Below are 23,585 nucleotides of genomic sequence, written 5' to 3' on the forward strand. Positions count from 1 at the left end.
GACCGCCTCGTGCTTTCCCGTCTGCTTGCCCTGCCCTGCTGTTTGCTGATCGCCCTGCTCACCCTGCTCCCGCTCGCCCCGGCCCAGGCCGTGGGTTTGCCCGGGCTGCTGGGTGGCACCAGCAAGCCGCAACCCCAGGCCGAGCTGCCGCTGGGGCAGTCGCTGGACGAGGTGATCAAGACCCTGGAAAACGACCAGCAACGCACCCAGTTGCTGAACGACCTGAAAAAGCTGCGCCAGACCACGCAAAAGGCCCAGCCGGCCGCCGAACAAGGCGTGCTCGGGCTGATCGGCAGCACGCTGTCCGGCCTTGAGCAGCAGTTTTCCGGCGCCGACAGCCCACTGGGACGCTGGTCCGATGAAGTGGACATGGCCACGGATGAACTCGAGGCCTTGATGCTGCCGGCCAACGAATGGCTGCCGATCATCTTCGGTTTTGCCCTGATCCTCGCCGTGTGGAGCCTGCTGGCCGCCGCGCTGATCTGGCTCAGCCACCGGGTGCGCGAGCGCTTCGGCCTGACCGAAGAACTGCCGCAACACCCGCGCACCTGGGACATGCTGCGCTTCGCCCTGCGCAAACTGGGGCCGTGGCTGATCGCGCTGGTGATCACCGTGTACCTGAGTTACGCGTTGCCCTCGTCCCTGGGCAAATCCCTGGCGATGGTGCTGGCGTATGCGCTGGTGGTCGGCACCTGTTTCTCGGCGATCTGCGTGATCGCATTCTCCGTGCTGGACGGCCCCCATCGCCGTCACGCGTTGTATATCCTGCGGCGCCAGGCGTTCCGGCCGTTGTGGTGGATCGGCAGTTTCGCCGCCTTTGGCGAAGCCCTGGGCGACCCCAGGCTGGTCGCTGCGCTTGGCCAGCACCTGGCGCACACGGCGGCAACCGTCGCCAATGTGATGGCCGCGTTGTCCACCGGCGTGTTCATCCTGCGCTTCCGCCGGCCGATTGCGCACCTGATCCGCAACCAGCCGCTGTCCCGCCGCCTGACCCGCCGCGCCCTCAGCGACACGATCGAAATCATCGGCACCTTCTGGTACATCCCGGCCCTGCTGTTGGTCGGCATTTCACTGTTCGCCACCTTCGTCTCCGCCGGCGACACCAGCACCGCCTTGCGCCAGTCGCTGCTCTGCACGGTGTTGCTGGTGCTGTGCATGGTGATCAACGGCCTGGTACGCCGCCATGCCCTCAAGCCGCAACGCGGGCACAAGCGCCATGCGCTGTACTCCGAGCGCTTGAAGAGTTTCGTCTACACCCTCGCCCACCTGCTGGTGTGGCTGACGTTTATCGAGCTGGGGCTACGGGTCTGGGGCCTGTCGCTGATCCGCTTCACCGAAGGCGACGGCCATGAAATCAGCGTCAAGCTGTTCGGCCTCGGCGGCACGCTGCTGTTTGCCTGGCTGATCTGGATTCTCAGCGACACCGCGATCCATCACGCCCTCACCCGTTCGCGCAAAGGCCTGGCCAACGCCCGTGCGCAGACCATGATGCCGCTGATCCGCAACGTGCTGTTCGTGACCATCTTCATCATTGCCGCCATCGTCGCCCTGGCCAACATGGGCATGAACGTCACGCCGCTGCTGGCCGGTGCCGGTGTGATCGGCCTGGCCATCGGTTTTGGCGCGCAGTCGCTGGTGGCGGACTTGATCACCGGCCTGTTCATCATCATCGAAGACTCCCTGGCCATCGACGACTACGTCGACGTCGGCGGCCACCTCGGCACGGTCGAGGGCCTGACCATCCGTACTGTGCGCCTGCGCGACATCGACGGCATCGTGCATACCATCCCGTTCAGCGAGATCAAGAGCATCAAGAACTACTCCCGTGAGTTCGGCTACGCGATCTTCCGGGTGGCGATCCCCTACAACATGGAAATCGACGATGCGATCAAGTTGATGCGCGACGTCGGCCAGAAAATGCGCAACGACCCGCTGCAACGCCGCAATATCTGGTCACCGCTGGAGATTCAGGGCGTGGAAAGTTTCGAGTCAGGCAGTGCGATTCTGCGGGCGCGCTTCAAGACCGCGCCGATCAAGCAATGGGAAGTGTCGCGGGCGTTCAACCTGTCGCTGAAACGTCATCTGGACGAGGCTGGGCTGGACCTGGCCACGCCGCGCCTGAGTGTGCAAGTGGTGACCGGCGCGTCGGGCGGGCTGGAGAAAGACAAGAACGCCTGAGTCCTGAGGGTCAATGTGGGAGCAAGCGGTCGAGCCCCCACATTGGATCTTCGCTGGTGTCAGTGTCGCGGGCTCAAGCCAGCGCGGTGCCGTCCATTTTCTGGCGCAGGCTCAACGGCCGCATGTCGGTCCAGACCTCTTCGATGTAGGCCAGGCACTCCTTCTTCATGCCGCTCTTGCCCACGGTTCGCCAGCCTTCCGGCACGGCCTTGTAGTCGGGCCAGATCGAATACTGTTCTTCATGGTTGACCACTACCTGAAACAGGATGTCGTCGCGGTCGAATACTGAGGTCATTGCTGTTCTCCATCGCTCAAAGGCCGGCTGCGCACCACGCGCAGCGCTGATATCTGTAGGAACGTACCAGGCGGGTAAAAAATTAGAGGCTGGCGACCGCCGCAGCCAGGGCACGCCCGAAGATCTCGGCGACCTGGTCGATCTGGGCGGCGCTGATCACCAACGGCGGCAGGAAGCGCACCACGCTGCCATGGCGGCCGCCCAGTTCCAGAATCAGGCCGCGCTTGAGGCATTCGCGCTGCACCAGCGGCGCCAGTTGGCGGTGGACCGGCGGGTGGCCCTGGATATCCGGCGCGCCGTTCGGGTCCACCAGTTCCACGCCGAGCATCAACCCGCGCCCGCGAATATCGCCCAATTGCGCAAAGTCGCGCTGCAGGATGCGCAACTGCTCCGCCAGGCGCTCGCCCATCGCCGCCGCATGGCCGGCCAGGTCGTGCTCCTTGAGGTAGCGCATCACCGCCGACCCTGCCGCCATCGCCATCTGATTGCCACGGAAGGTGCCGGCATGGGCGCCCGGCAACCAGGTGTCGAGCCAGTCGCGGTACACCACCACCGCCAACGGCAGGCTGCCGCCGATGGCCTTGGACATCACCACCACATCCGGAATGATGCCCGCGTGTTCGAAGGCGAACATCTTGCCGGTGCGCGCGAAACCGCTCTGGATTTCATCGACGATCAACGCCACACCCGCCTGCTCGGTGATCCGCCGCAGGCCGCGCAGCCAGTCGAGGTCCGCCGGGATCACGCCACCCTCGCCCTGCACCACTTCGACAATCACCGCCGCCGGCAACAGCACCCCGGCTTCCGGGTCGTTGAGCAGGTTTTCCAGATAATGCAGGTTGACCCGCACGCCTTGCGCGCCGCCCAGGCCGAACGGGCAGCGGTAATCGTAGGGGAACGGCAGAAATTGCACGCCATTGCCGAGCAAGGCGCCCAAGGGTTTCTTCGGCCCCAGGCTGCCCATCAAGCTCAGCGCGCCCTGGCTCATGCCGTGATAACCGCCCTGGAACGACAACACCGTGCTACGCCCCGTGGCGGTGCGTACCAGCTTCAACGCGGCCTCCACCGCGTCAGTGCCGGTGGGGCCGCAGAACTGGATTTTCGCCTCCTGCGCCAACGCGGCCGGCAACAGGCCGAACAGGTCTTGCACGAATTGGTCCTTGACCGGGGTGGTCAGGTCGAGGGTGTGCAACGGCAGTTCGTCGCTCAACACCTGCTGGATGGCGGCGATCACCACCGGGTGGTTATGCCCCAACGCCAAGGTACCCGCGCCGGCCAGGCAGTCGATGAAACGGCGGCCTTCCACGTCTTCCACGTAGATGCCCTTGGCGCGCTTGAGTGCCAAAGGGATGCGCCGCGGGTAGCTGCGGGCGTTGGACTCCTGCTGGCGCTGGCGTGCCAGCAGCGGGCTTTCGTCGAACTGGTAGAGCGTTTCCACGGGCGCCGGGCTGACCTGCACCCGAGCGTCTGCGATTTGGCTGGTAGCGACTGACATCTCTGGATCCCTCGATACGCGGGTGATGGTGACCAAACTGCCGATCCGTTGGCGTCTGGCCCAAGGGCCTGCGCGCGGATTGCCTGTTGTGGAAACGCACCAGCGTCGAATGGATTTAGGAGTTATGGCGGTTAACGGACGGATCAAGCGCCGCCAATTGAGCCGCGCTCGCTGTCAAAGGCCCCGATACTTGTCATTCAGCGCATACAAAATCGCACACGTCTCAGCATCCAGGGCCCCGCCGTAATCCCTGGGCCGAAAGTGCATTTGAAACGCGCGGGTCCGCAGCTCGAACGCCTGGCGATTCTGCGCCGGTTTATACCCGTAGCGCTGAAACGCCCGCTCCACTTCCACCTCGGGCGGTAACCCGACACAAAAGCGGCGCTGATACATCGCCCGCGTTGCTTCATCGAACCAGGCCCCCACGCCCGCCTCGAACAGGCCGCGCCAAGGCAAGCGCGGCCCCGGATCGCTCTTGCGCCAGTACGCCACATCCGAATGCCCGAGGATGTCGCTCGGGCCGATGTGCGGGTAACGCGCGAGAATGTCGCGCAGCAATTCAATCAATACCTCCACCTGCTCCCGAGGGTACGCAGGAAAGGTAAACACCCCGCCCTCATCCCGCGCCAGGTTGACGACCTCGATGCCGATCGCGCGGCTGTTGAGGTTGTCCCGTCCGCCCCAGTGGCTCGCCCCGGCATGCCAGGCGCGCTGGCTCTCATCCACCAGGCGGAACACGCGCAACTCGTCGTAACCGGCGGCGCGGTAGCCGGGCTCGGCCGGATCGGGCAGCAGATAGTGCGCGCTGACGCCGTGTCGCGTCAGGGTGTGCAGGGATGACATAAAGGGCGCGGCGGTGTAATGCAGGACCACTTGCGCCACGGGCTCGCCGTTGCGTGCGTTGAAGTCCTTGGCGGGAAAACTGGTATCGATGACCAACATAAGAAGCGTCCTTTTCGGTACAGGCCGAGTCATTCGGCCCGTTCAAGCGCAAAACAATGACCGCCATCCTGAAGGGTTGAACGTCAGGCGGGCGGTAACTATTTGGCACACGAAAGAACGCGGGTCAGCGCCGCAGCGGCATGCCCAGATCGACCCGCAGGCCATCCGGCTGGCTGTCGAACGTCAACGAGCAGGAGCAGCGCTGGACGATCGCCTGCACAATCGCCAGGCCCAGGCCGCAGCCCTCGCTGTTGCCGTTGCGCCAGAAGCGCTGGGTCAGGTATTGCAGGTCTTCGCTGGCGATCTGTTTGCCGTGGTCGCGCACGCGGAACACCACCTGATCGCCGGCCATCAACACACTCAGCTCCACCCGGGTATCGGCCGGGGTGTGGCGCAGGGCGTTGTCCAGCAGGTTGCGCAGGGCCGCGACGGCCAGGCCCACCGGCATTTCCAGCGGGGTATCGCTGAGGTCGTCCGGCAGGATCAGGTCGATGCGCTGGTTGTCGCCGGCGTTGGCATCCTGGATCGCCAGCCGTGCAACTTGCTCGGCACTCGACTGCACGCCGTCGTCGAACGACAGGCTGCCCTCCACCCGTGCCAGCAACAGCAATTGCTCGAGGGTGCGGTGCAGGCGGTCGGCGCCCTCCTCGGCATGGGCCAGGGACTGGTCGCGGGCCGCGCCGTCGGTCATGCGCGCCACTTGCAGGTGGGTCTTGATCGCAGTCAGCGGGCTGCGCAGTTCGTGGGCGGCGTCGCCGGTGAGGCGGCGTTCGCGCTCGATGGTCTTGGCGATGCGCTGCAACAGCTGGTTCTGGGTGTCGAGCAGCGGTTTCAGCTCGCTGGGCAGCGGGTGGATCTGCAACGGTTCGAGGGAATCGGCGCTGCGCCGCATCAATGCATCGCGCATGCGATTGAGCGGCTGCAGGCTTTGACCGATCCCCAGCCACAGCAGGCACAGGCAGCCCAACAACGCCACACCGACCGGCACCGAGGCCGCCAGCAGGATCGACAGGTTCAACGCCTCGCGCTCCACCTGGCGGTCGGCGGTGGTAATGAACAGATCGCCACGGGCCAGGGTGAAGCTGCGCCACGCCGCGCCATCGATGATCTGGTCGCGAAAACCGCTGCGATGGGATTCCAGCCCCTGGTCCGGCGTGGTGTGGCTGCGCGCCAACACTTCGCCGCGCAAGGAACTGACCTGACAGGCCATGCCGCCCGGCACGTTCAGTTGCTCGGCGCTGAAGTGCTTGCCCTCGGCGCTGCTCGCCAGGCCCGGCATCTGCTCCATCAAACCGGCGACCATACGCGCCGACGCGACCAGGCGCTGGTCGAGGGAGAACATCATCTGGTTGCGCAGATCGTTGAGCATCCAGGCCGCCGCCAGCGCCCAGATCAACACAAAAGCGGCGCCGAGCTTGAAGGTCAGGCGCAGGCGCAGGCTCATCACGAAGCGCTCTCTCCACCATCCGCCGGCCCCAGGCGGTAGCCCAGGCCACGCACCGTTTCGACGATGCCGTTGCCCAATTTGCGCCGCAGATGGTGGATATGCACGTTGAGGGCGTTGCTTTCCAGTTCGTCGTTGAAGCCGTAGACGCTGTCTTTGAGCTGTTCGCTGGAGAGCACGCGGCCCTTGTTGTGCAGCAGCGCCTGCAACAGCGCTTGTTCACGGCGGGAAAGGTCCACGGGCTGCCCGGCCAGCAGGGTTTCGCGGCTGCTAGGGTCGTAACTGAGGCGGCCGTGTTCGATCAGGTTGACGCTGCGCCCGGCCACCCGCCGCAGCAAGGTTTGCAGGCGCGCGGCGAGTTCGCGCAGGTCGAAGGGCTTGAGCAGGTAATCATCGGCGCCGGCTTGCAGGCCGTCGACGCGGTTGGTCACCGAATCCCGCGCGGTGAGGATCAGCACCGGAATTTCCAGGCCCTGGCTGCGCTGTTGTTGCAGCAACTTGAGGCCGTCTTCGTCGGGCAGCCCGAGGTCGAGCACCATGATGTCGAATTCGGCAGCCTTGAGCATCGCCCGCGCGGCGGCGGCGGTGGCCACGCGCTCGACGGTAAAGCCCTGGGCACCGAGGCCGGCCACGATGCCGCTGGCGATCAGTTCGTCGTCTTCACAGACCAGTACGTGCATGCTGAACCCTTCATGAAAGATGCGGGGGATTAGAAGACAGATCGATTAAGCGCGCATTATGCCGGCAAAGTTCGCAACATCAGATAATCCCTACGCTCTAGAATAGCGTCCGGTTAATCATCGGTTAATCAACGCCACACATTGTGTGCCTCACTTGCATCGAACTAAGGCTTGACCATGCGGCATCTATTTACCTTACTGCTGATGTTGTTCGCGGGATTCGCCCAGGCTGCGCCGGGTAACCCGTTCGAGACCAAACCCGACTTCCTCCCGGTGGGCAAGGCCTTCACCTTGACGTCCGAACGCCTGGAGTCCGGCGAAACCCAGCTGTTCTGGCAGATAGCCGATGGTTATTACCTGTACCAACAACGCATGAAGTTCGACGGCCTCGCCGAAAAACCCGCGCTGCCCGAGGGTGAAGCCCATAGCGATGAGTTCTTCGGCGAACAGCAAGTATACCGCCAAGGCCTCGAAGTGAAGATTCCGGCGGGGACGACCGGCCAGGTCAAGCTGGGCTGGCAGGGCTGTGCCGATGCCGGCCTGTGTTACCCGCCACAGTCGATGACCGTGGACCTGGGCGGCAACCCGGCCGTCGCCGCCACCGCACAAGCCCAGGACCAGAGCCTGGCCAGCGGCCTGCAGCAGCGCAGCCTGGGGTGGAGCCTGCTGGTGTTCTTCGGCCTGGGCCTGTTGCTGGCGTTTGCCCCGTGTTCGTTGCCGATGTTGCCGATCCTCGCCGGCCTGGTGGTCGGCAGCGGGGCCAACCCGCGTCGCGGTTTTGCGTTGGCCGGCAGCTACGTGGTGTGCATGGCGCTGGTGTATGCCGCGCTGGGCGTACTGGCCGCGCTGCTCGGCAGCAACCTGGCGGCGCTGCTGCAAACCCCGTGGATACTCGGCAGCTTCGCGGCCTTGTTCGTGATCCTGGCCCTGCCGATGTTCGGCTTTTTCGAACTGCAACTGCCGGTGGCCCTGCGCGATCGCCTCGACAACGTCAGCCGCAACCAGAGCGGCGGCAGCCTGATCGGCGCCGGAGTGCTCGGCGCGCTGTCCGGCCTGCTGGTCGGCCCCTGCATGACCGCGCCCCTGGCCGGCGCCCTGCTCTATATCGCCCAGAGCGGTAATGCCCTGCACGGCGGGCTGATCCTGTTCGCCATGGGCATCGGTATTGGCGTGCCTCTGTTGCTGCTGGTGACCGTGGGCAACCGCTTCCTGCCCAAGCCGGGCACCTGGATGAACGTGCTCAAGGGCGTGTTCGGCTTCCTGTTCCTGGCCACCGCCGTGTTGATGATCCGCCCAGTGGTCGGGGAAAACCTGTGGCTCGGCCTGTGGGGCGCGCTGGCCATGGCCATGGCCTATTGCGGCTGGCGCCTGGCCCAGGATTTCGGGCGGGTCGCCATGCTGTCCGGCGCCGTTTCCGTGGTGCTCGGGTTGTGGGGCGGCTTGCTGCTGGTCGGTGCGGCAGGTGGCAGCGACGATGTGTGGCAACCGCTGAAGGTCTACAGCGGCTCGCGGATCAGCGGCGCGCCGAGTGCCCACGATGCGTTCATGACGATCAACGACCCGGCCGTGCTGCAAAGCCAGCTCGACAGCGCCAAGGCCCAGGGCCAATGGGTGCTGGTGGATTACTACGCCGACTGGTGCGTGTCATGCAAGATCATGGAAAAACAGGTGTTCGGCAAACCCCACGTAATGGACGCCTTGAAAGACGTGCGCCTGCTGCGCCTGGACGTCACCGCCGACAACGCCGCCAGCCGCGCACTGCTCGATCGCTACAAAGTGCCGGGGCCACCGAGCTTTGTGTGGATCGGCCCGGACGGTGAAGAACGCCGCGCCCGACGCATTACCGGCGAAGTCGATGCCGATACGTTCCTGCAACGCTGGACCCAGACGCGGGACGCCCGCTGATGCTGACCCTGACCATCGGCACCTTCGCCATCGCCCTGAATCACATCCTGCTGATCGGCGCGCTGATTCTCGCCACTCTGGTGGGCTGGCGCGTGGCCAAGCGTGGCGGGGAGAACCCGGAGTCGGTGCTGTTCAGCCTGTTCCTGCTGGGCATGTTGACGGCCCGCGTCAGCTTTGTGCTGATGTACTGGAGTTACTACCGCAACGATCCACTGCAGATCGTCGACCTGCGCGACGGCGGCTTTCTCGCCTGGCCCGGCGTCATTGCACTGATCCTCGGCGCGCTGCTGTATGGCTGGCGCCGCCCGGCCCTGCGCAAACCGTTGAGTGCCGGGGTCATCACCGGCCTGCTGTTCTGGGGCATGACCAGCCTGTCGCTGAGCCTGTATGACAAGGGCTCGCGCCTGCCGGACATCACCCTGCGCAACGCCAACGGCGAGGTGGTGCAACTGGGCGATTACCAGGGCGGCCCGCTGGTGATCAACCTGTGGGCCACGTGGTGCCCGCCGTGCCGTCGGGAAATGCCAGTACTGGAACGCGCCCAACGCCAACGCCCCGACGTGACGTTCCTGTTCGTCAACCAGGCCGAAAGCATGCAAAGCGTCAGCACTTACCTGGCGACCCAGGGCCTGACCCTGGACAACGTCTTGTTCGACGCCAGCGGCCGCCTCGGCCAGGCCGTGGGCTCCATGGCCTTGCCGACCACGCTGTTCTACCAAGCCGATGGACGCCTGATCAACAGCCACCTCGGTGAACTGTCCCAGGCCAGCCTGGCCCGTGCCATGGAACCCTTCGACACCGCCCCCGCCGTCACGCCCCCTACAAGGAAACCGACATGCCCCGCCTCCGCCACCTGCTGACCCTGTTATCACTGAGCATGGCCGCCACCCTGGCCCAGGCCGAAGACTGGCCGGCCCCGATCAAACAGATCGAAGCCAAGGGCGCCAAGATCCTCGGCAAGTTCGACGCCCCCAGCGGCCTCACCGGCTACGCCGCGCAGTACCAGAACCGCGGCATGGCGCTGTACCTGAGCGCCGACGGCAAAAGCGTGCTCGCCGGCACCCTGTACGACGCCCAGGGCAATGACCTGAGCAGCGCGCCCCTGGAACAATTGGTGTACGCGCCGATGGCCAAGGAAGTCTGGGCGAAGATGGAAAAAAGCAGCTGGATCCAGGACGGCGACACCAACGCGCCGCGCACGGTCTACCTGTTCAGCGACCCCAACTGCCCGTACTGCAACATGTTCTGGGAACAGGCGCGGCCCTGGGTCAAGGCCGGCAAGGTGCAGTTGCGCCACATCATGGTCGGCATCATCCGCCAAGACAGCCCAGGCAAATCCGCCGCCCTGCTGGCCAGCCAGGACCCGCAAAAAGCCCTGCAAGAACACGAAGCCGCTGGCAAGGGCAGCAAGTTGCAGGCGCTGGACAAAATCCCGGCGGCGATTGAAGCCAAGCTCGAGGCCAATATGAAGTTGATGGATGAGCTGGAGTTGTCGGCGACGCCAGCGATTTTCTACCTCGATGACAAGGGCGGTTTGCAGCAACAGCAAGGGGCGCCGTCGCCGGATAAGTTGGTGAAGATCCTTGGGCCGAAATAGGCGGCGTCTGGACTGACGCTATCGGGGGCAAGCCCCCTCCCACATTTGAAGGCATGAGCCCGGTCGAGTGTGGGAGGGGGCTTGCCCCGATGAGGCCCATGCAGGCAGCGAAAATTACAGGCCCTCCAACTCCGCCATCAAATCACTCAACCGATCCACCTTCTCGGCACTGATCGCTGTCGCCGCCAGCCCATCGATGTACTCGGCCAACTGCGCCACCGTGCTGCACTCGAACATCGCCCGCAACGGCACATCCCGTTGCAACGTCTTCTGCACGCGCGAGGCGATCTGCGTGGCCAGCAACGAGTGCCCGCCCAGTTCGAAGAAGTTGTCCTGCACGCCCACCCGGTCGACCTTGAGCACCTCGGCCCAAATCGCGGCCAATGTCCCCTCCAGTGCCGTGCGCGGCGCCAGGTAGGCCTGGTCGTGCAGCTGGCCGATCTCCAGGGCCGGCAGGGCGTTACGGTCGAGTTTGCCATTGGCGTTGAGCGGCAGGCGCTCGAGCCAGAGCCAATGCAGTGGCACCATGTATTCCGGCAGTTCAGAACGCAGGTGTTGCTTGATGCGCTCCAGGCACTCGCCAGGGTTGAACGCAGCATCAGCGGCCACTAGATAGCCGACCAGATGCTTGCCACTGACGCCCTCCTGCACCCCGACCGCCGCGTCGCGCACTGCCGCTTGCTCATGCAGACGCGCTTCGATTTCCCCCAGCTCGATGCGGTAGCCGCGGATCTTCACCTGATGGTCGATACGCCCGACGTACTCCAGCACCCCATCGCTGCGCCGCCGTGCCAGGTCGCCGCTGCGGTACAGACGCTCGCCCGCGGCGCCGAACGGGTTGGGCACGAACACCTGGGCGGTGCGCAGCGGGTCGCTGACGTAACCGCGCCCTACGCCGGTACCGGCGACGCACAGCTCGCCCACCGCGCCCTGCGGCACCAACGCCAGTGCAGCGTCCAACACGTACAAGCGGTTGTTGTCGGTCGGCGCACCAATCGGCAGGTAAGTGCCCCGGGTCGAGGCCAGGTCGACACGGAAGAACGCCACATCATCCGAACATTCCGCCGGACCATAAGCGTTGACCAAGCCAATCTCGGGGTAACGCAGCAACCACTGCTGCGCCAGCTCCGGCGGCATGGCTTCACCGGTCGGCAGCATCCAGCGCAGGCCGTCCAGGCGGATGCGTGCCTCGGCCAGCATGCCCTGGATCAGCGACGGCACGCTTTCCAACACGCTGATGCCCTGGGCCTGCACATGGGCGAGCAAGCCCTGAGGATCGTGGGCGACGGCATTCGGCACGATATCCACCCGCGCGCCGAACAGCGGCGCGGCAAGGAACTGCCACACCGAAATATCGAAACTCTGCGAGGCGGTTTGCGCGATCACATCCACCGGGCTCAGGTCCAGGTACGGCACCTTGCTCAACTGGTTGTTGAGCATGCCGCGCTGTTCGACCATCACGCCTTTGGGCTGGCCGGTGGAGCCCGAGGTATAGATCACATAGGCAAGGTTGTCCGGGCCACTGTAAATGCCGGGGTTTGCCCCACGAGCAGGCACCTCCTCCCACACCAGCAACTGGCATTCCACGCCTTGCAGCAGCTCAATGGCCTGCTCGCGACACGCCTCGGTACACACCAGCAACGGGGTGCGGCTCAGCTCGATAATCCGGCTCAGACGCTGACCGGGCAGCCCCGGGTCGAGCGGCAGGTAACCGGCACCGGCCTTGAAGCTACCGATGATCATGCCGAGCAAATCGAGACTGCGCTCCGCCAGCAATGCCACCGGCTGATCCAGGCCGACACCCGCGGCGATCAGTGCGTGGCCCAGGCCGTTACTGCGCCGGTTCAACTCGGCATACGTCCACTGTCGGTCGAGGCACGTGGCGACGATGCGTTGCGGATGCTGCGCCACCTGGGCTTCGAACAGCTCGATATAGCTGCGCTCCAGCGGGTAGGCGTGCTCGCTCCGGTTGCAGCCGTGTACCAGGAATTCACGCTCCTGCGCGCCCATCAATGGCAGCTCGGCCATGTCGCCATGAAAACCCTGCATCAGCGCCAGCAGCAGGCGCTTGAACTCACTCAACATGCCCTGCACGGTGCTTTCATCGAAGTAACGCTGGTCGTAGGACAGGTGCAAACCAAGCTCATCGCCCGGATAGCACACGGCCGTCAGCGGGAAGTTGGTGTGGGTGCGGCCGGAGTCCGAGGTAGCATTCAGGCTTTGCGCACGGTCGAGTACCGAGACTTCCACCGGGGCGTTTTCGAACACGAACAGGCTGTCGAACAGCGGTTGGCCCTTGGGCAATTCGCTGTGTTCCTGAAGGGTCACCAGCGGCAGGTATTCGTACTCGCGCAGTTGCATATTGCTGTCGAGCAGGCCATTCAACCAGTGGCGCACGCTGCACTGTTGGCCCTCCTCGGGCAGCTTCACACGCAGCGCGATGCTGTTGATGAACAGGCCGACGGTCCGTTGCATGTCCGGCATGTCCACCGGACGCCCGGCCACGGTGACGCCGAACAGCACGTCACGCTCGCCGCTCAAGCGCCGCAGCACCAGGGCCCACGCGGCCTGGGCAAAGGTGTTGACGGTCAGTTGATGGGCCTGGGCCAGTTCGCGCAGGTGTATACCGTCGCGGGCATCGAGGCGGGTGTAGCAATCGCCCACTACCATGCCGCCGCTGCCACCGGCGTGTTCGCGCAGGAACGGGCGGTCGCTGGGGATCGGCGTGGTGCGCTCGAAGCCCCGCAGGTTGTGTTGCCACCACTGGCGCGCCGCACTCAGGTTCTGGCGTTGCAGCCAGGCGATGTAGTCGCGATAACGCGGCGGCGTGGCCAGTTGCGCGTCGTGGCCTGCGCCGAGGGCCGTGTAGAGGTCGAAAAAGTCATTCATCAACAGCGAACGGCACCAGGCATCGATGAGGATGTGGTGGTTGCTCATCATGAACCAGTAGCGCGCTTCAGCGACGCGGATCAGACGCAGGTGGAACGGCGCCTGGTTGAGCAGATCGAAACCGGCTTCGCGCTCGGCCTTGAGCAGGGCTTGCAGGCGCGGTTCCTGTTCGGCCTCGGCAACGGCGCGCCAGTCCAGGTACTCGATCGGCGTACTGCCGGGTTTGTGGATCACTTGCAGCATGTCCTCGCCAACGTTCCAGCAGAACGAGGCGCGCAAGGCTTCGTGACGGGCGATCACCGCTTGCCAGGCCTGGGCGAAACGCTCGGGGTCGAGGGCGCTGTCGATGCGGTAGCGGTCCTGCATGTAGTAGAGGCCGGTGCCCGGTTCAAGCAGGGTATGCAGCAGCAGGCCTTCCTGCATCGGGGTCAGCGGGTACACGTCTTCGATCGCACTGGCGGGCACCGGCAAGGCGTCCAACTGCGCCTGGGTCAGGCGCGCCAGGGGGAAGTCGGAAGGCGTGAGGCCGCCGGCACCGTCCTTGAGGCAATGGGCGATCAGGCTGTGCAGTTCGTCCAGGTAGGCCGCGGCCAACTCGCCAATCGTCTGCTGATCGTGGCGTGCGCGGCTGAAGGTCCAGCGCAGCACCAGTTCGCCGCCGTACACCTGGCTGTCGACACTCAGTTCGTTGGGCAGCGGCGCATCCGGGTCATGGGCGGGGCCGGCGGATTCCTCCAGCGGGTGGAACAGTGCATCGGCGCCGAAGCTCTGGTCGAACTGGCCGAGGTAGTTGAAGGTGATGTCGGCACTCGGCAGTGCGGCCATCGTCTGTTTGCACAGGTCGTCCGCCAGGTAGCGCAGCACGCCGTAGCCCAGGCCTTTGTGCGGCACGCCGCGCAGTTGCTCCTTGATGGCTTTGATCGATGCGCCCTGCTCCGCCAGCGGCGTCAGGCGCACCGGATAGGCGCTGGTGAACCAGCCGACGCTGCGGGTCAGGTCGATCTCATCGAACAGGGTTTCGCGGCCGTGGCCTTCCAGTTGGATCAGCGCCGAGGCGTGACCGCTCCAGCGGCACAGTACGCGGGCCAGGGCAGTCAGCAGCAGGTCGTTGACCTGGGTGCGATAAGCGCTGGGGGCTTGTTGCAGTAACTGGCGGGTGCGTTCGGCGTCCAGGCGCACACTGAGCGTCTCGGCATCGCGATGGCGCAATGCGCCGTGCGGGCGCGCCACCGGCAAGGGCACCGCCGCACCGGCCAAGCGCTCCTGCCAGACGCACAATTCTTCGCGCAGGGATTCGCTGCCGGCATAGGCCTGCAAGCGGGCGGCCCAGTCGCGCAAGGCACTGGTCTTGGCCGGCAGGCTGACGGATTGGCCGTCGCTCAATTGGCGATAGCCGTTTTGCAGATCCTCAAGCAACACACGCCACGACACACCATCCACCACCAGGTGATGGATCACGATCAGCAGGCGCTGCTGGCCTTGCGGGCCGTCCACCAGCAACGCGCGCAACAGCGGGCCGTGGGCCAGGTCGAGGCTGCGTTGGGTGTCGCTGAACAACGCGCTGCACTGTTGCAGATCACACACTTGCGCCTGCATCAGCACACCGCCCTCCGGCACGGCCAGGTGTTCGGCGTGCCATTGCGCGTCGCGCCGGGTGAAGCTCAGGCGCAGCGCGTCATGCTGTTCCAGCACCGCCAGCAGGGCTTGCTCCAGGCGATGGGGATCGAGCAGTTGCAGCGGTTTGAGCACCAGCGCCTGGTTCCAGTGTTGACGCGCGGGAATCTCTGTCTCGAAGAACCACTGCTGGATCGGCGTGAGCCCCGAGCGGCCGCTCAGCACGCCTTGCTCGGCGCTGACCTGCTCGGCGCGCGTGGCGACGGCGGCCAGGGTCTGTACGGTCTGGTGCTGGAACAAATCCCGCGGGCTGAAGTGAATCCCGGCCTGGCGCGCACGGCTGACCACCTGGATCGACAGGATCGAATCGCCGCCCAGTTCAAAAAAGTTATCGTCGAGACCGACCTGCTGCACGTTCAACACCGCGCACCAGATCGCCGCCAACGCCTGCTCCAGCGCGTTGCGCGGCGCCACGTAGTGTTGGCGATTCGCCTCGGCATCCGGCGGCGGCAAGGCGCGGCGGTCGAGCTTGCCGTTGGCGGTCAGCGGCATGCTGTCCAGCACGAGCCAATGGGCGGGCACCATGTAGTCCGGCAGTTGCGCTTTGAGGTGCGCCTTCAAGGCGTCGCGCAAGGGGCCGTGCTCGGCGTCGCTGGCCAGATAGGCCACCAGCTGTTTGCCGCTCGGCGAATCCAGCGCCAGCACCACCGCTTCCCGCACGGCGGGATGTTCAAGCAGGCGCGTTTCGATCTCGCCCAGTTCGATGCGGAAACCACGGATCTTCACCTGATGGTCGATCCGCCCGAGGTATTCCACCTGGCCATCGCTCAGTTGGCGCACCAGATCGCCGGTGCGGTACAGGCGACCGCCACGGGCCGCGAAGGGGTCCGCGACAAAACGCTCCGCCGTCATCCCCGGACGCTGGTGATAACCCTGCGCCAGCCCTGCCCCGCCGACGTACAACTCGCCGCTCGCGCCTTGCGGCACCAGGGCCAGGTCGGCGTCGAGAATATAGGCCACGCGGGCGCCGACGATGCTGCCGATCGGCACGCTGCCGACGCCCTCCGCCAAGTGCTGCGGTGCGAGGCCGGCCAGCGGCATCACCACGGTTTCAGTCGGGCCGTAGGCGTTGAAAAACACCTGCGGCTGGAACGCGGCGCGGATGCGCTGCAGGTGTTCGCCGGTCAGCGCCTCGCCGCCGGTGATGCACAACCGCACCGGCAAGGTCTGCCGCTGGGTTGCCAGCCATTGCGCCAACTGGCTGCCGTAGCTCGGGGTGAAGCCCAGCACATTGATGCGATGGGTGCGGATCAGCCCGCAGATCTGCTCGGCATCCCACTGGCCCTGGGCGCGCAATACCAGTTGTGCGCCGCTGAGCAACGGCACCAGCAAACGCTCGGTGGCGGCGTCGAAGTTGATCGAATAGAAGTGCAGCTCACAGTCATCCGGGCGCATGCCGAAACGCTCGATCACGGCCTGGCAGTGCATGGCGATTTCGCCGTGGCACACCACCACGCCTTTTGGCTTGCCGGTGGAGCCGGAGGTGTAGATCAGGTACGCCGGGTGTTGCGGCAGGCTGAGAAACGGCGGCTCACTGGCCGGGTAGTTCGCCAGCACCGGCAGGTCGTCTTCCAGGCACCAGCACGCCAGCGTCGCCGGCAGTTCACCGAGGGCGGCGAACATCGCCGCATCACTGAGCAGCAAGCCGATGCCGCTGTCTTCGATCATGTAATGCAGGCGGTCCAGCGGGTACTCCGGGTCCAGCGGCACATAGGCGCCGCCGGCCTTGAGAATCGCCAGCAGGCCGATGACCATTTCCAGGGAGCGCGGCAACGCCAGGCCGACCCGCACCTGCGGGCCGACGCCACGCTCGCGCAGCATCCAGGCCAGGCGGTTGGCGCGGGCATTCAGTTCGCGGTAGCTGAGGGTCTCACCGGCAAACGTCAGTGCCGGCGCGTCGGCACGGGCCAGTGCCTGCTGGTTGAACAGTGAGTGAAGGCACTGGTCGAGGCGCTGTTCAGCCGCGTCGCTTCCCAGGCTGCGCTGCAATGCGTGCTGCTCGTCGGCACCCAGCATCGGCAGTTCGCTGAGGCGTTGCTGCGGGTCGGCGATCAGCGCTTCGAGCAGGTTGCGCCAATGTTCGGCCATGCGCGCAACGCGCGGCTCATCGAACAAATCGGTGCTGTAGGTCAGGCAGCATCCCAGGCGATGGTCGAGGTCGGTGACTTCCAGGTTGAGGTCGAACTTGGTCGCACGCGCATCGTTGGCCAGGTACTCGACGCTCATCCCGCCCAGTTGGCGGCGCTGCTGGAATTCCCAGCGCTGCACGTTGCACATCACTTGGAACAGCGGGTTGTACGCCGCGCTGCGCGGTGGTTGCAGCGCTTCCACCAGATGGTCGAACGGCAGGTCCTGGTGAGACTGGCCCTCGATCACGGTGTGGCGGACTTGCTCGAACAACTCACCGACGCTCATCTGCCCGTCGAGCCGGCAACGCAGTACCTGGGTGTTGAGGAAGGCGCCGATCAGCCCTTCGCTTTCCGGGCGAATCCGATTGGCCACCGGAGCGCCGATGCGCAGGTCGGTCTGGCCGCTGTAGCGGTAGAGCAACACCGCCAGCGTGGCGGTCATGCTCATGAACAGGGTCAGGCCGTGCGCAGCATTGAAGGCCCGAACGCGCGCGGCCAGTTCGTCGCTCAAATCAAAACGGTACAGCCCGCCGCGGTGGCTTTGCACCGGCGGCCGCGGGCGGTCGCCGGGCAGTTCCAGCAGCGGATGCTCATAACCCAATTGCGCGATCCAGTAATCGAGCTGGCGCTGGCGCTCGCCGGACTCCAGCCACTGGCGCTGCCACACGCTGTAGTCGAGGTACTGCACCGGCAGCGGCGCCAGCGGCGAATCGCGCTCGTCGATGAAGGCTTCGTACAGCGCGCTGAGTTCACGGGCAAAGATGTCCATGGCCCAGCCTTCGGTGACGATATGGTGCAAGGTCAGCACCAGGTAATGTTCCTGCGCGCCGGCCTTGACCAGGCACACGCGCAACAGCGGCCCGGTTTCCAGGTTGAACGGCGTGTGCGCCTCGACATCGGCCAGCTGCTGCAAGCGGTGCTCGCATTCGAGGTGGCTCAGCGCCGAGAAGTCCTGCCAGCCCATGCGCAGGCCGGTCTGCGCCGACACCTGCTGCTGGGCCACGCCATCGACGCTCGGGAAGGTGGTGCGCAGGGTTTCGTGACGCATGACCAAGGCCTGCAACGCGGCCTCGAAACGCCCCACGTCGAGCACCCCGCGCAGACGCGCCATGCCGCCGACGTTGTACGCCGGGCTGTCCGGCTCCAACTGCCAGAGGAACCACATCCGCTGCTGGGAATAGGACAGCGGCACCGGCCGGCTGCGGTCGACCTGGGCGATGGCGGTCTGTTGGTTGCGTTGGCCGGCGGCCTGGATCTGCCCGACCTGCTCGGCAAATGCGCCGAGTTCGCTGGCTTCGAACAGGGTGCGCAACGGCAGCTCGACGTCACACGCCTGGCGGGTGCGCGAGATGATTTGCGTGGCCAGCAACGAATGGCCGCCGAGGGCGAAAAAATCATCGCGCAGGCCGATCCGCGGCAGGCCCAGCACTTCGCGCCAGATCGCCGCAATCTGCTGCTGCAACGGGCTCTCGGGTTCAACGTGTTCGCGGGTTTGCCACACCGGCTCGGGCAGCGCACGGCGGTCCAGCTTGCCGCTCGGGCTCAGGGGCATGGCGTCCAGGCGCATCAGGTGCGCAGGTACCATGTATTCCGGCAACCCAGCGGCCAGGGCGGCTTTGACGGTTTGGGCGTCGAGCGCGGCAGTGGCGGTGTAATAGCCGATCAATTGATCATCGCGCACCAGCACCACGGCCTGGGCGATACCGTCGAGGGCCAGCAGGCGCGCTTCGATTTCTTGCGGTTCGACGCGAAAGCCGCGCAACTTGACCTGCTGATCGAGACGACCGAGGTAGTCGAGCACGCCGTCAGCGCTCCAGCGTGCGCGGTCACCGCTGCGATACAGACGGCTGCCCGGCGCGCCCAAGGGGTCGGCGATAAAACGCTCGGCGGTGAGCCCGGCGCGGCCGAGGTAACCGCGTGCCAGGCCGATGCCGCCGATGCACAGCTCGCCCGGCACCCCCGCTGGCAACGGGTTGAGCTGTTCGTCGAGCACGCGGCAGATCACATTGCCCAGCGGTCGGCCAATCGGCGAGCGCTCGCCATCCTCGGCGCGGCAGTGCCAATGGGTGACGTTGATCGCGGTTTCGGTCGGGCCATAACGGTTGTGCAACTGCACCGCCGGCAACCGCGCAAGCACACGGTCACGCAACTCGGCGGGCAAGGCTTCGCCGCCGCAGAACAGACGGCGCAGGCTGGTGCATTCGGCCGCCAACGGCTCGTCGATAAACAGCTGCAACAGCGGCGGCACAAAGTGCAGAGTGGTCACGCCATGGGCCTGCACCAGTTGCGCGATGCGCTGCGGGTCGCGCTGCTCGCCCGGCCCCGCCAACACCAGGCGGCAGCCGGTGATCAGCGGCCAGAAGCACTCCCACACCGACACGTCGAAACTGATCGGGGCTTTTTGCAGCAGCACGTCGTTGTCATTCAGCGCGTAGGTGGCCTGCATCCACTGCAAGCGCTCGGCCAGGGCCGCATGGGTGTTGCCCACGCCCTTGGGCTGGCCGGTGGAGCCGGAGGTGTAGATCACGTAGGCGAGGTGCTCGCCGTCCAGATGCAGGCCCGGCGGCTGGGTCGGCCAGCGGTCGAGGTGCAGGCTGTCCATGGCGATCACGCACACGTCTTCGGCCGTGGGTAATTGCGCCAGCAACGCGGTCTGGGTCAGCAGCAGGTGGACGCCGCTGTCCTTGAGCATGTAGGCCAGGCGCTCGGCGGGGTAATCCGGGTCCAGCGGCACGTAGGCGCCGCCGGCCTTGATGATCGCCAGCAGGCCGATCAACAGTTGCGGCGAACGCTCGGCGGCGATGGCCACGCACACGTCGGGGCCGACGCCCTTGTCGCGCAGGTAATGGGCCAGGCGGTTGGCCTGGGTGTGCAGTTGGGCAAAGCTCAGGCTGCCGCCCTGCCAGACCAGCGCGGTGCGGTCCGAGGTGTGTTGGTTGAGCTGTTCGGGCAACCATTGTCGGGCCGGCGCGCAAGGCGCTTCGCTCCAGGGCCGCTGTTCGTCGTGTTGCATCAACTTGAGGTCGCCGAGGGCCCGCTGCGGTTGCTCGCACACGGCGTGCAGCAGGTTGATGAAGTGCTCGGCCAGGCGTTGGATGGTGGTGCTTTCGAACAATTCGTCGGCGTAGTCGAACGCCAGGCTCAGGCGCCCGTTGCGGTCTTCTTCGCTGTGCAATTGCAGGTCGAACTTGGCTTCGCGGCTGTGCCACGCCAGTTCTTCGGCGAGCAGGCCCGGCAGGCGACGCAAAGCGCCGAGGTCGCGCTGCTGATGGTTGAACATCACCTGGAACAGGCCCTGTTCGCGGGCGTGGGGGAACGCTTCGAGCAGTTGTTCGAAGGGCAGATCCTGATGAGCCTGGGCGCCCACTACCGCCTGGCGCGTGGCCGCCAACAGCTGGTTGAACGGCAGGCGCCCGTCCAGCTCGGCGCGCAGTACCAGGGTGTTGATAAAGAAGCCGACCAGGCCTTGGGTTTCCTGGCGCGGGCGGTTGGCGCTGGGCACGCCGATGCGGATGTCGCGCTGGCCGCTGTAGCGGTAGAGCAAGGTCTGGAACGCCGCGAGCAACAGCATGAACGGCGTCGATTGGTTGGCCTGGGCAGTCTGGCGAATCGCCGCGCTGAGGCTTGCGCCCAGACGCACGTTGTGGCGCGAAGCACTGTTGCGTTGCCGCGCTGCACGCGGGTGATCGGTGGCCAGGCTCAAGGCTGGGTGTTCGTCTCCCAACTGCGCCTTCCAGTACGCCAGTTGCCGCTGGCCTTCGCCCTCGGCCAACCATTGGCGCTGCCAGTTGCCGTAGTCGGCGTATTGCACGGCCAGTGGCGGCAGTTGCAGGGGCTGGCCCTGGGACGCCGCGGCGTACAGGCGCGAGAACTCATCGATGAGGATATTCAGCGACCAGCCGTCGGCGATGATGTGATGCAGCGTCACCAGCAACTGATGATCTTCGTCGTCCAGGCGCACCAGGCTCACCCGCAGCAACGGGCCGTTTTCCAGGTCGAACGCGGTGTGCGCCTGCTCCTCGCGGATCTGCTGCGCCCGGGCTTCGCGCGCGGCGGCGGGCAGGTCACCAAGGTCGATGACGTGCAAGTCGAATGCGCTGCTGGCCAACACCCGTTGGAAGGCTTGCCCATCCCGTTCGTAGAAGCGCGTGCGCAGGGCTGGGTGGCGCTGGATCAGGTGCGCGAAGCTGGCGCGCACTGCGTCTGCATCCAGCTCGCCGCGCAGGCGCAGGGCACCGGGGATGGTGTATGCGTGGCTCTGCGGGTCGAGTTGCCAGGTGATCCACAGGCGATTCTGTGCGAGGGATTGCGGCAGTTCATCCTCATGCGACAAGCACTGGATCGTGCCTTGAGCGACGCCGCCATCCTGCTGCAACTGTGCCACATCGGCAGCGAAGGCCGACAAGGTCGGCGCTTCGAACAGCAGGCGCAGGTTCAGTTCCAGGCCCAGGGTTTCGCGCAGGCGCGCAACCACTTGGGTCGCGCTGATGGAGTTGCCGCCGAGCAGGAAGAAGTGGTCATCCGCCGCTACCGTCGCCACCTGCAACTGCTCGCACCAGATCGCCGCGATCTGGGTCTGCAAGGTGGACCCCAGCGCGACATCACTGGCCGCGCCTTGCAGACCGGGGAACTGCGCATAGCTGTCGAGGCTGCCATCGGCGCAACGCAACGCACATGCCGAGCGCTGCAGCTTGCCGCTGGAGGTCTTCGGCAACGCGCCGGGGTTGAGCAACACCACCACGCACGGCGCCTCTTGATAGGCTTCGGCCACGGCTTGGCGGATCGCCGTGATCAGCGCTTGCGGCGCGAGGATTTTCTGCACGCTGCGGCTTATCTCAGCGGCGATACCGATGCCTTCCTGGCCCTGCTCATTCACCGCGAACGCCGCGACCCGGCCTTTGCGCACCACCTCCACTTCGCGCTCGATGGTCTGCTCGATGTCCTGCGGGTAGAGGTTGTGGCCGCGCACGATCAGCAGGTCTTTCAAGCGCCCGGTGATGTACACCTCGCCCTCGCGGATAAAGCCCAGGTCGCCGCTGCGCAGCCAGGTGCGGCCGGCGTGCTGGACGAAGGTCTTGGCGCTGGCTTCGGGGTTGCGCCAGTAGCCGTGGGCAATGCTCGGGCCGCTGGCCCAGAGTTCGCCGACGCAGTTGTCAGGCAGTTCGCTCAAGGTGTGGGGATCGGCGATCAGCACCGCGTGGTCCGGCTGATGTGTGCCGCAACTCATGATCGCCGCGCCCGGCCCCGGCTCGGCGCGGTTGGCGGCCAGCGCCTGAGCATCCAGGCGCAGGGCCGGGATGCCGTGGCCACGGCGGCCGCCGGCGACAAACAGGGTTGCTTCGGCCAGGCCGTAGGAGGCGAAGAAGTTGTTCGCGGTGAAACCGCACGGGGCGAACTTCTCGGCGAAGCGTTCCAGGGTGTCGAGGCGGATCGGTTCGGAGCCGGAATACGCCACGCGCCAGCGCTTCAAATCCAGGCGTTCCAGGGCCGATTCGCTGACCCGTTCGCTGCACAAGCGATAGGCGAAATCCGGGCCGCCGCTGATGGTGCCGCCGTATTCGCTGATCGCTTCCAGCCAGCGCAAGGGCCGGCCGAGGAAGTACGCCGGCGACATCAATACGCAGGGCACGCCGCTGAAGATCGGTTGCAGCAGGCCGCCGATCAGGCCCATGTCGTGGTACAGCGGCAGCCAGCTGACGATCACGTCATCCGGGTTCAGGTCGATGCCGAAACCGCGCCGGATCAGCAGTTCATTGGCGACCAGATTGCCGTGGCTGACCTGCACGCCCTTGGGCAAGGCGGTGGAGCCCGAGGTGTATTGCAGGAAGGCGATGTCGTCGGCTTGCACATCGGTGGCGACCCAGCGCTCGGCAAGCGCGCTGTCGAGGGTGTCGACCGCCAGCAGCGGCGGCGCGTTTTCGATCTGCGCCAAGTCATCGCCGAGGCTGGCGATGGTCAGCAACAGGCGCGGTTCGGCGTCGGCGATGATCGACAGCAAGCGCGCCTGGTGATGGTGACGAGCGGACTCCGGCGGATAGGCCGGCACCGCGATCACCCCGGCGTACAGGCAACCGAAGAACGCCGCCACATAGTCCGGCCCGCTGGGGAACAACAACACGGCACGGTCGCCCAGGTCGGCGTTGGCCTGCAGGGCGGCGGCGATGGCACGGGCGCGTCGGTCGAGGTCGCGGTAGCTGAGGACCACGTTGTGTTCGGCGGACTCAGCGAGGAAACGCAGAGCGATCCGCTCCGGAGTCTGCGCGGCGCGGCGTTGAAGGGACTGAGCCAGGGTGCGGGGAAGTTCGAAGGCGTCCATCATGGGGGTTCCTGCCTGAAATCGGCTTACGGGAAAATCGG

10 protein-coding genes are annotated in these 23,585 nt (G+C 65.7%); 4 read left to right on the forward strand and 6 right to left on the reverse strand.

The features are described from left to right. Positions 1-9: 9 nt before the first annotated feature. A complete protein-coding gene (locus tag C8K66_RS09055) occupies positions 10-2,178 on the forward strand; it encodes a mechanosensitive ion channel family protein (RefSeq protein WP_057003885.1) in 2,169 nt (722 codons plus the stop codon). Positions 2,179-2,251: 73 nt separating this feature from the next. Here C8K66_RS09055 and C8K66_RS09060 read toward each other — a convergent pair whose 3' ends face one another. The 5 genes from C8K66_RS09060 to C8K66_RS09080 all read right to left on the reverse strand — a co-directional run bounded on the left by C8K66_RS09060 (position 2,252) and on the right by C8K66_RS09080 (position 7,034). Next, positions 2,252-2,473 (reverse strand): MbtH family protein, encoded by a 222-nt coding sequence (locus tag C8K66_RS09060; RefSeq protein ID WP_017845810.1) that lies wholly within the window; start codon positions 2,471-2,473, stop codon positions 2,252-2,254. An 82-nt stretch (positions 2,474-2,555) separates the two neighbouring features. Next, entirely contained in the window at positions 2,556-3,968 is a 1,413-nt protein-coding gene (locus tag C8K66_RS09065; RefSeq protein WP_046382551.1) for an aspartate aminotransferase family protein, read from the reverse strand. Between the two features lie 174 nt (positions 3,969-4,142). Further along, on the reverse strand, positions 4,143-4,910 hold the full coding sequence (locus tag C8K66_RS09070) for an N-acetylmuramoyl-L-alanine amidase (protein ID WP_046382550.1): 768 nt from the start codon (positions 4,908-4,910) through the stop codon (positions 4,143-4,145). A 124-nt stretch (positions 4,911-5,034) separates the two neighbouring features. After that, a complete protein-coding gene (locus C8K66_RS09075) occupies positions 5,035-6,354 on the reverse strand; it encodes an ATP-binding protein (RefSeq protein ID WP_046382549.1) in 1,320 nt (439 codons plus the stop codon). Further along, positions 6,354-7,034 (reverse strand): response regulator, encoded by a 681-nt coding sequence (locus C8K66_RS09080; protein ID WP_046382548.1) that lies wholly within the window; start codon positions 7,032-7,034, stop codon positions 6,354-6,356. The genes C8K66_RS09075 and C8K66_RS09080 overlap by 1 nt, the downstream gene beginning before the upstream one ends. 177 nt (positions 7,035-7,211) lie before the next feature. Between C8K66_RS09080 and dsbD the strand changes: the two genes are divergently transcribed. The 3 genes from dsbD to dsbG are packed head-to-tail and all read left to right on the forward strand — an operon-like array spanning position 7,212 to position 10,536. After that, positions 7,212-8,939 carry a protein-disulfide reductase DsbD gene (gene dsbD / locus C8K66_RS09085; protein WP_057003883.1) on the forward strand — a complete coding sequence of 576 codons (1,728 nt, stop codon included), beginning with the start codon at positions 7,212-7,214 and terminating at the stop codon, positions 8,937-8,939. Further along, entirely contained in the window at positions 8,939-9,799 is an 861-nt protein-coding gene (locus C8K66_RS09090; protein ID WP_046382546.1) for a TlpA disulfide reductase family protein, read from the forward strand. Before dsbD ends, C8K66_RS09090 begins: the two co-directional genes overlap by 1 nt. Continuing rightward, positions 9,775-10,536 (forward strand): thiol:disulfide interchange protein DsbG, encoded by a 762-nt coding sequence (gene dsbG, locus C8K66_RS09095; RefSeq protein ID WP_108524671.1) that lies wholly within the window; start codon positions 9,775-9,777, stop codon positions 10,534-10,536. The genes C8K66_RS09090 and dsbG overlap by 25 nt, the downstream gene beginning before the upstream one ends. A 114-nt stretch (positions 10,537-10,650) precedes the next feature. On the opposite strand, the gene C8K66_RS09100 is transcribed toward dsbG, so the two are convergent. Further along, positions 10,651-23,547: a non-ribosomal peptide synthetase gene (locus tag C8K66_RS09100; protein ID WP_108524673.1), complete on the reverse strand. Its 12,897-nt coding sequence runs from the start codon at positions 23,545-23,547 to the stop codon at positions 10,651-10,653. Between the last annotated feature and the right edge of the window lie 38 nt (positions 23,548-23,585).

Source organism: Pseudomonas sp. GV105 (assembly GCF_003058185.1).
GTDB classification, from domain to species: Bacteria; Pseudomonadota; Gammaproteobacteria; order Pseudomonadales; family Pseudomonadaceae; genus Aquipseudomonas; species Aquipseudomonas veronii.

Coding starts and splice junctions, on each gene's coding strand:
- C8K66_RS09060 (WP_017845810.1), bottom strand. CDS start 2,473: ATGACCTCAGTATTCGACCGCGACGACATCCTGTTTCAGGTAGTGGTC.
- C8K66_RS09065 (WP_046382551.1), bottom strand. CDS start 3,968: ATGTCAGTCGCTACCAGCCAAATCGCAGACGCTCGGGTGCAGGTCAGC.
- C8K66_RS09070 (WP_046382550.1), bottom strand. CDS start 4,910: ATGTTGGTCATCGATACCAGTTTTCCCGCCAAGGACTTCAACGCACGC.
- C8K66_RS09075 (WP_046382549.1), bottom strand. CDS start 6,354: ATGAGCCTGCGCCTGCGCCTGACCTTCAAGCTCGGCGCCGCTTTTGTG.
- C8K66_RS09080 (WP_046382548.1), bottom strand. CDS start 7,034: ATGCACGTACTGGTCTGTGAAGACGACGAACTGATCGCCAGCGGCATC.
- dsbD (WP_057003883.1), top strand. CDS start 7,212: ATGCGGCATCTATTTACCTTACTGCTGATGTTGTTCGCGGGATTCGCC.
- C8K66_RS09090 (WP_046382546.1), top strand. CDS start 8,939: ATGCTGACCCTGACCATCGGCACCTTCGCCATCGCCCTGAATCACATC.
- dsbG (WP_108524671.1), top strand. CDS start 9,775: ATGCCCCGCCTCCGCCACCTGCTGACCCTGTTATCACTGAGCATGGCC.
- C8K66_RS09100 (WP_108524673.1), bottom strand. CDS start 23,547: ATGATGGACGCCTTCGAACTTCCCCGCACCCTGGCTCAGTCCCTTCAA.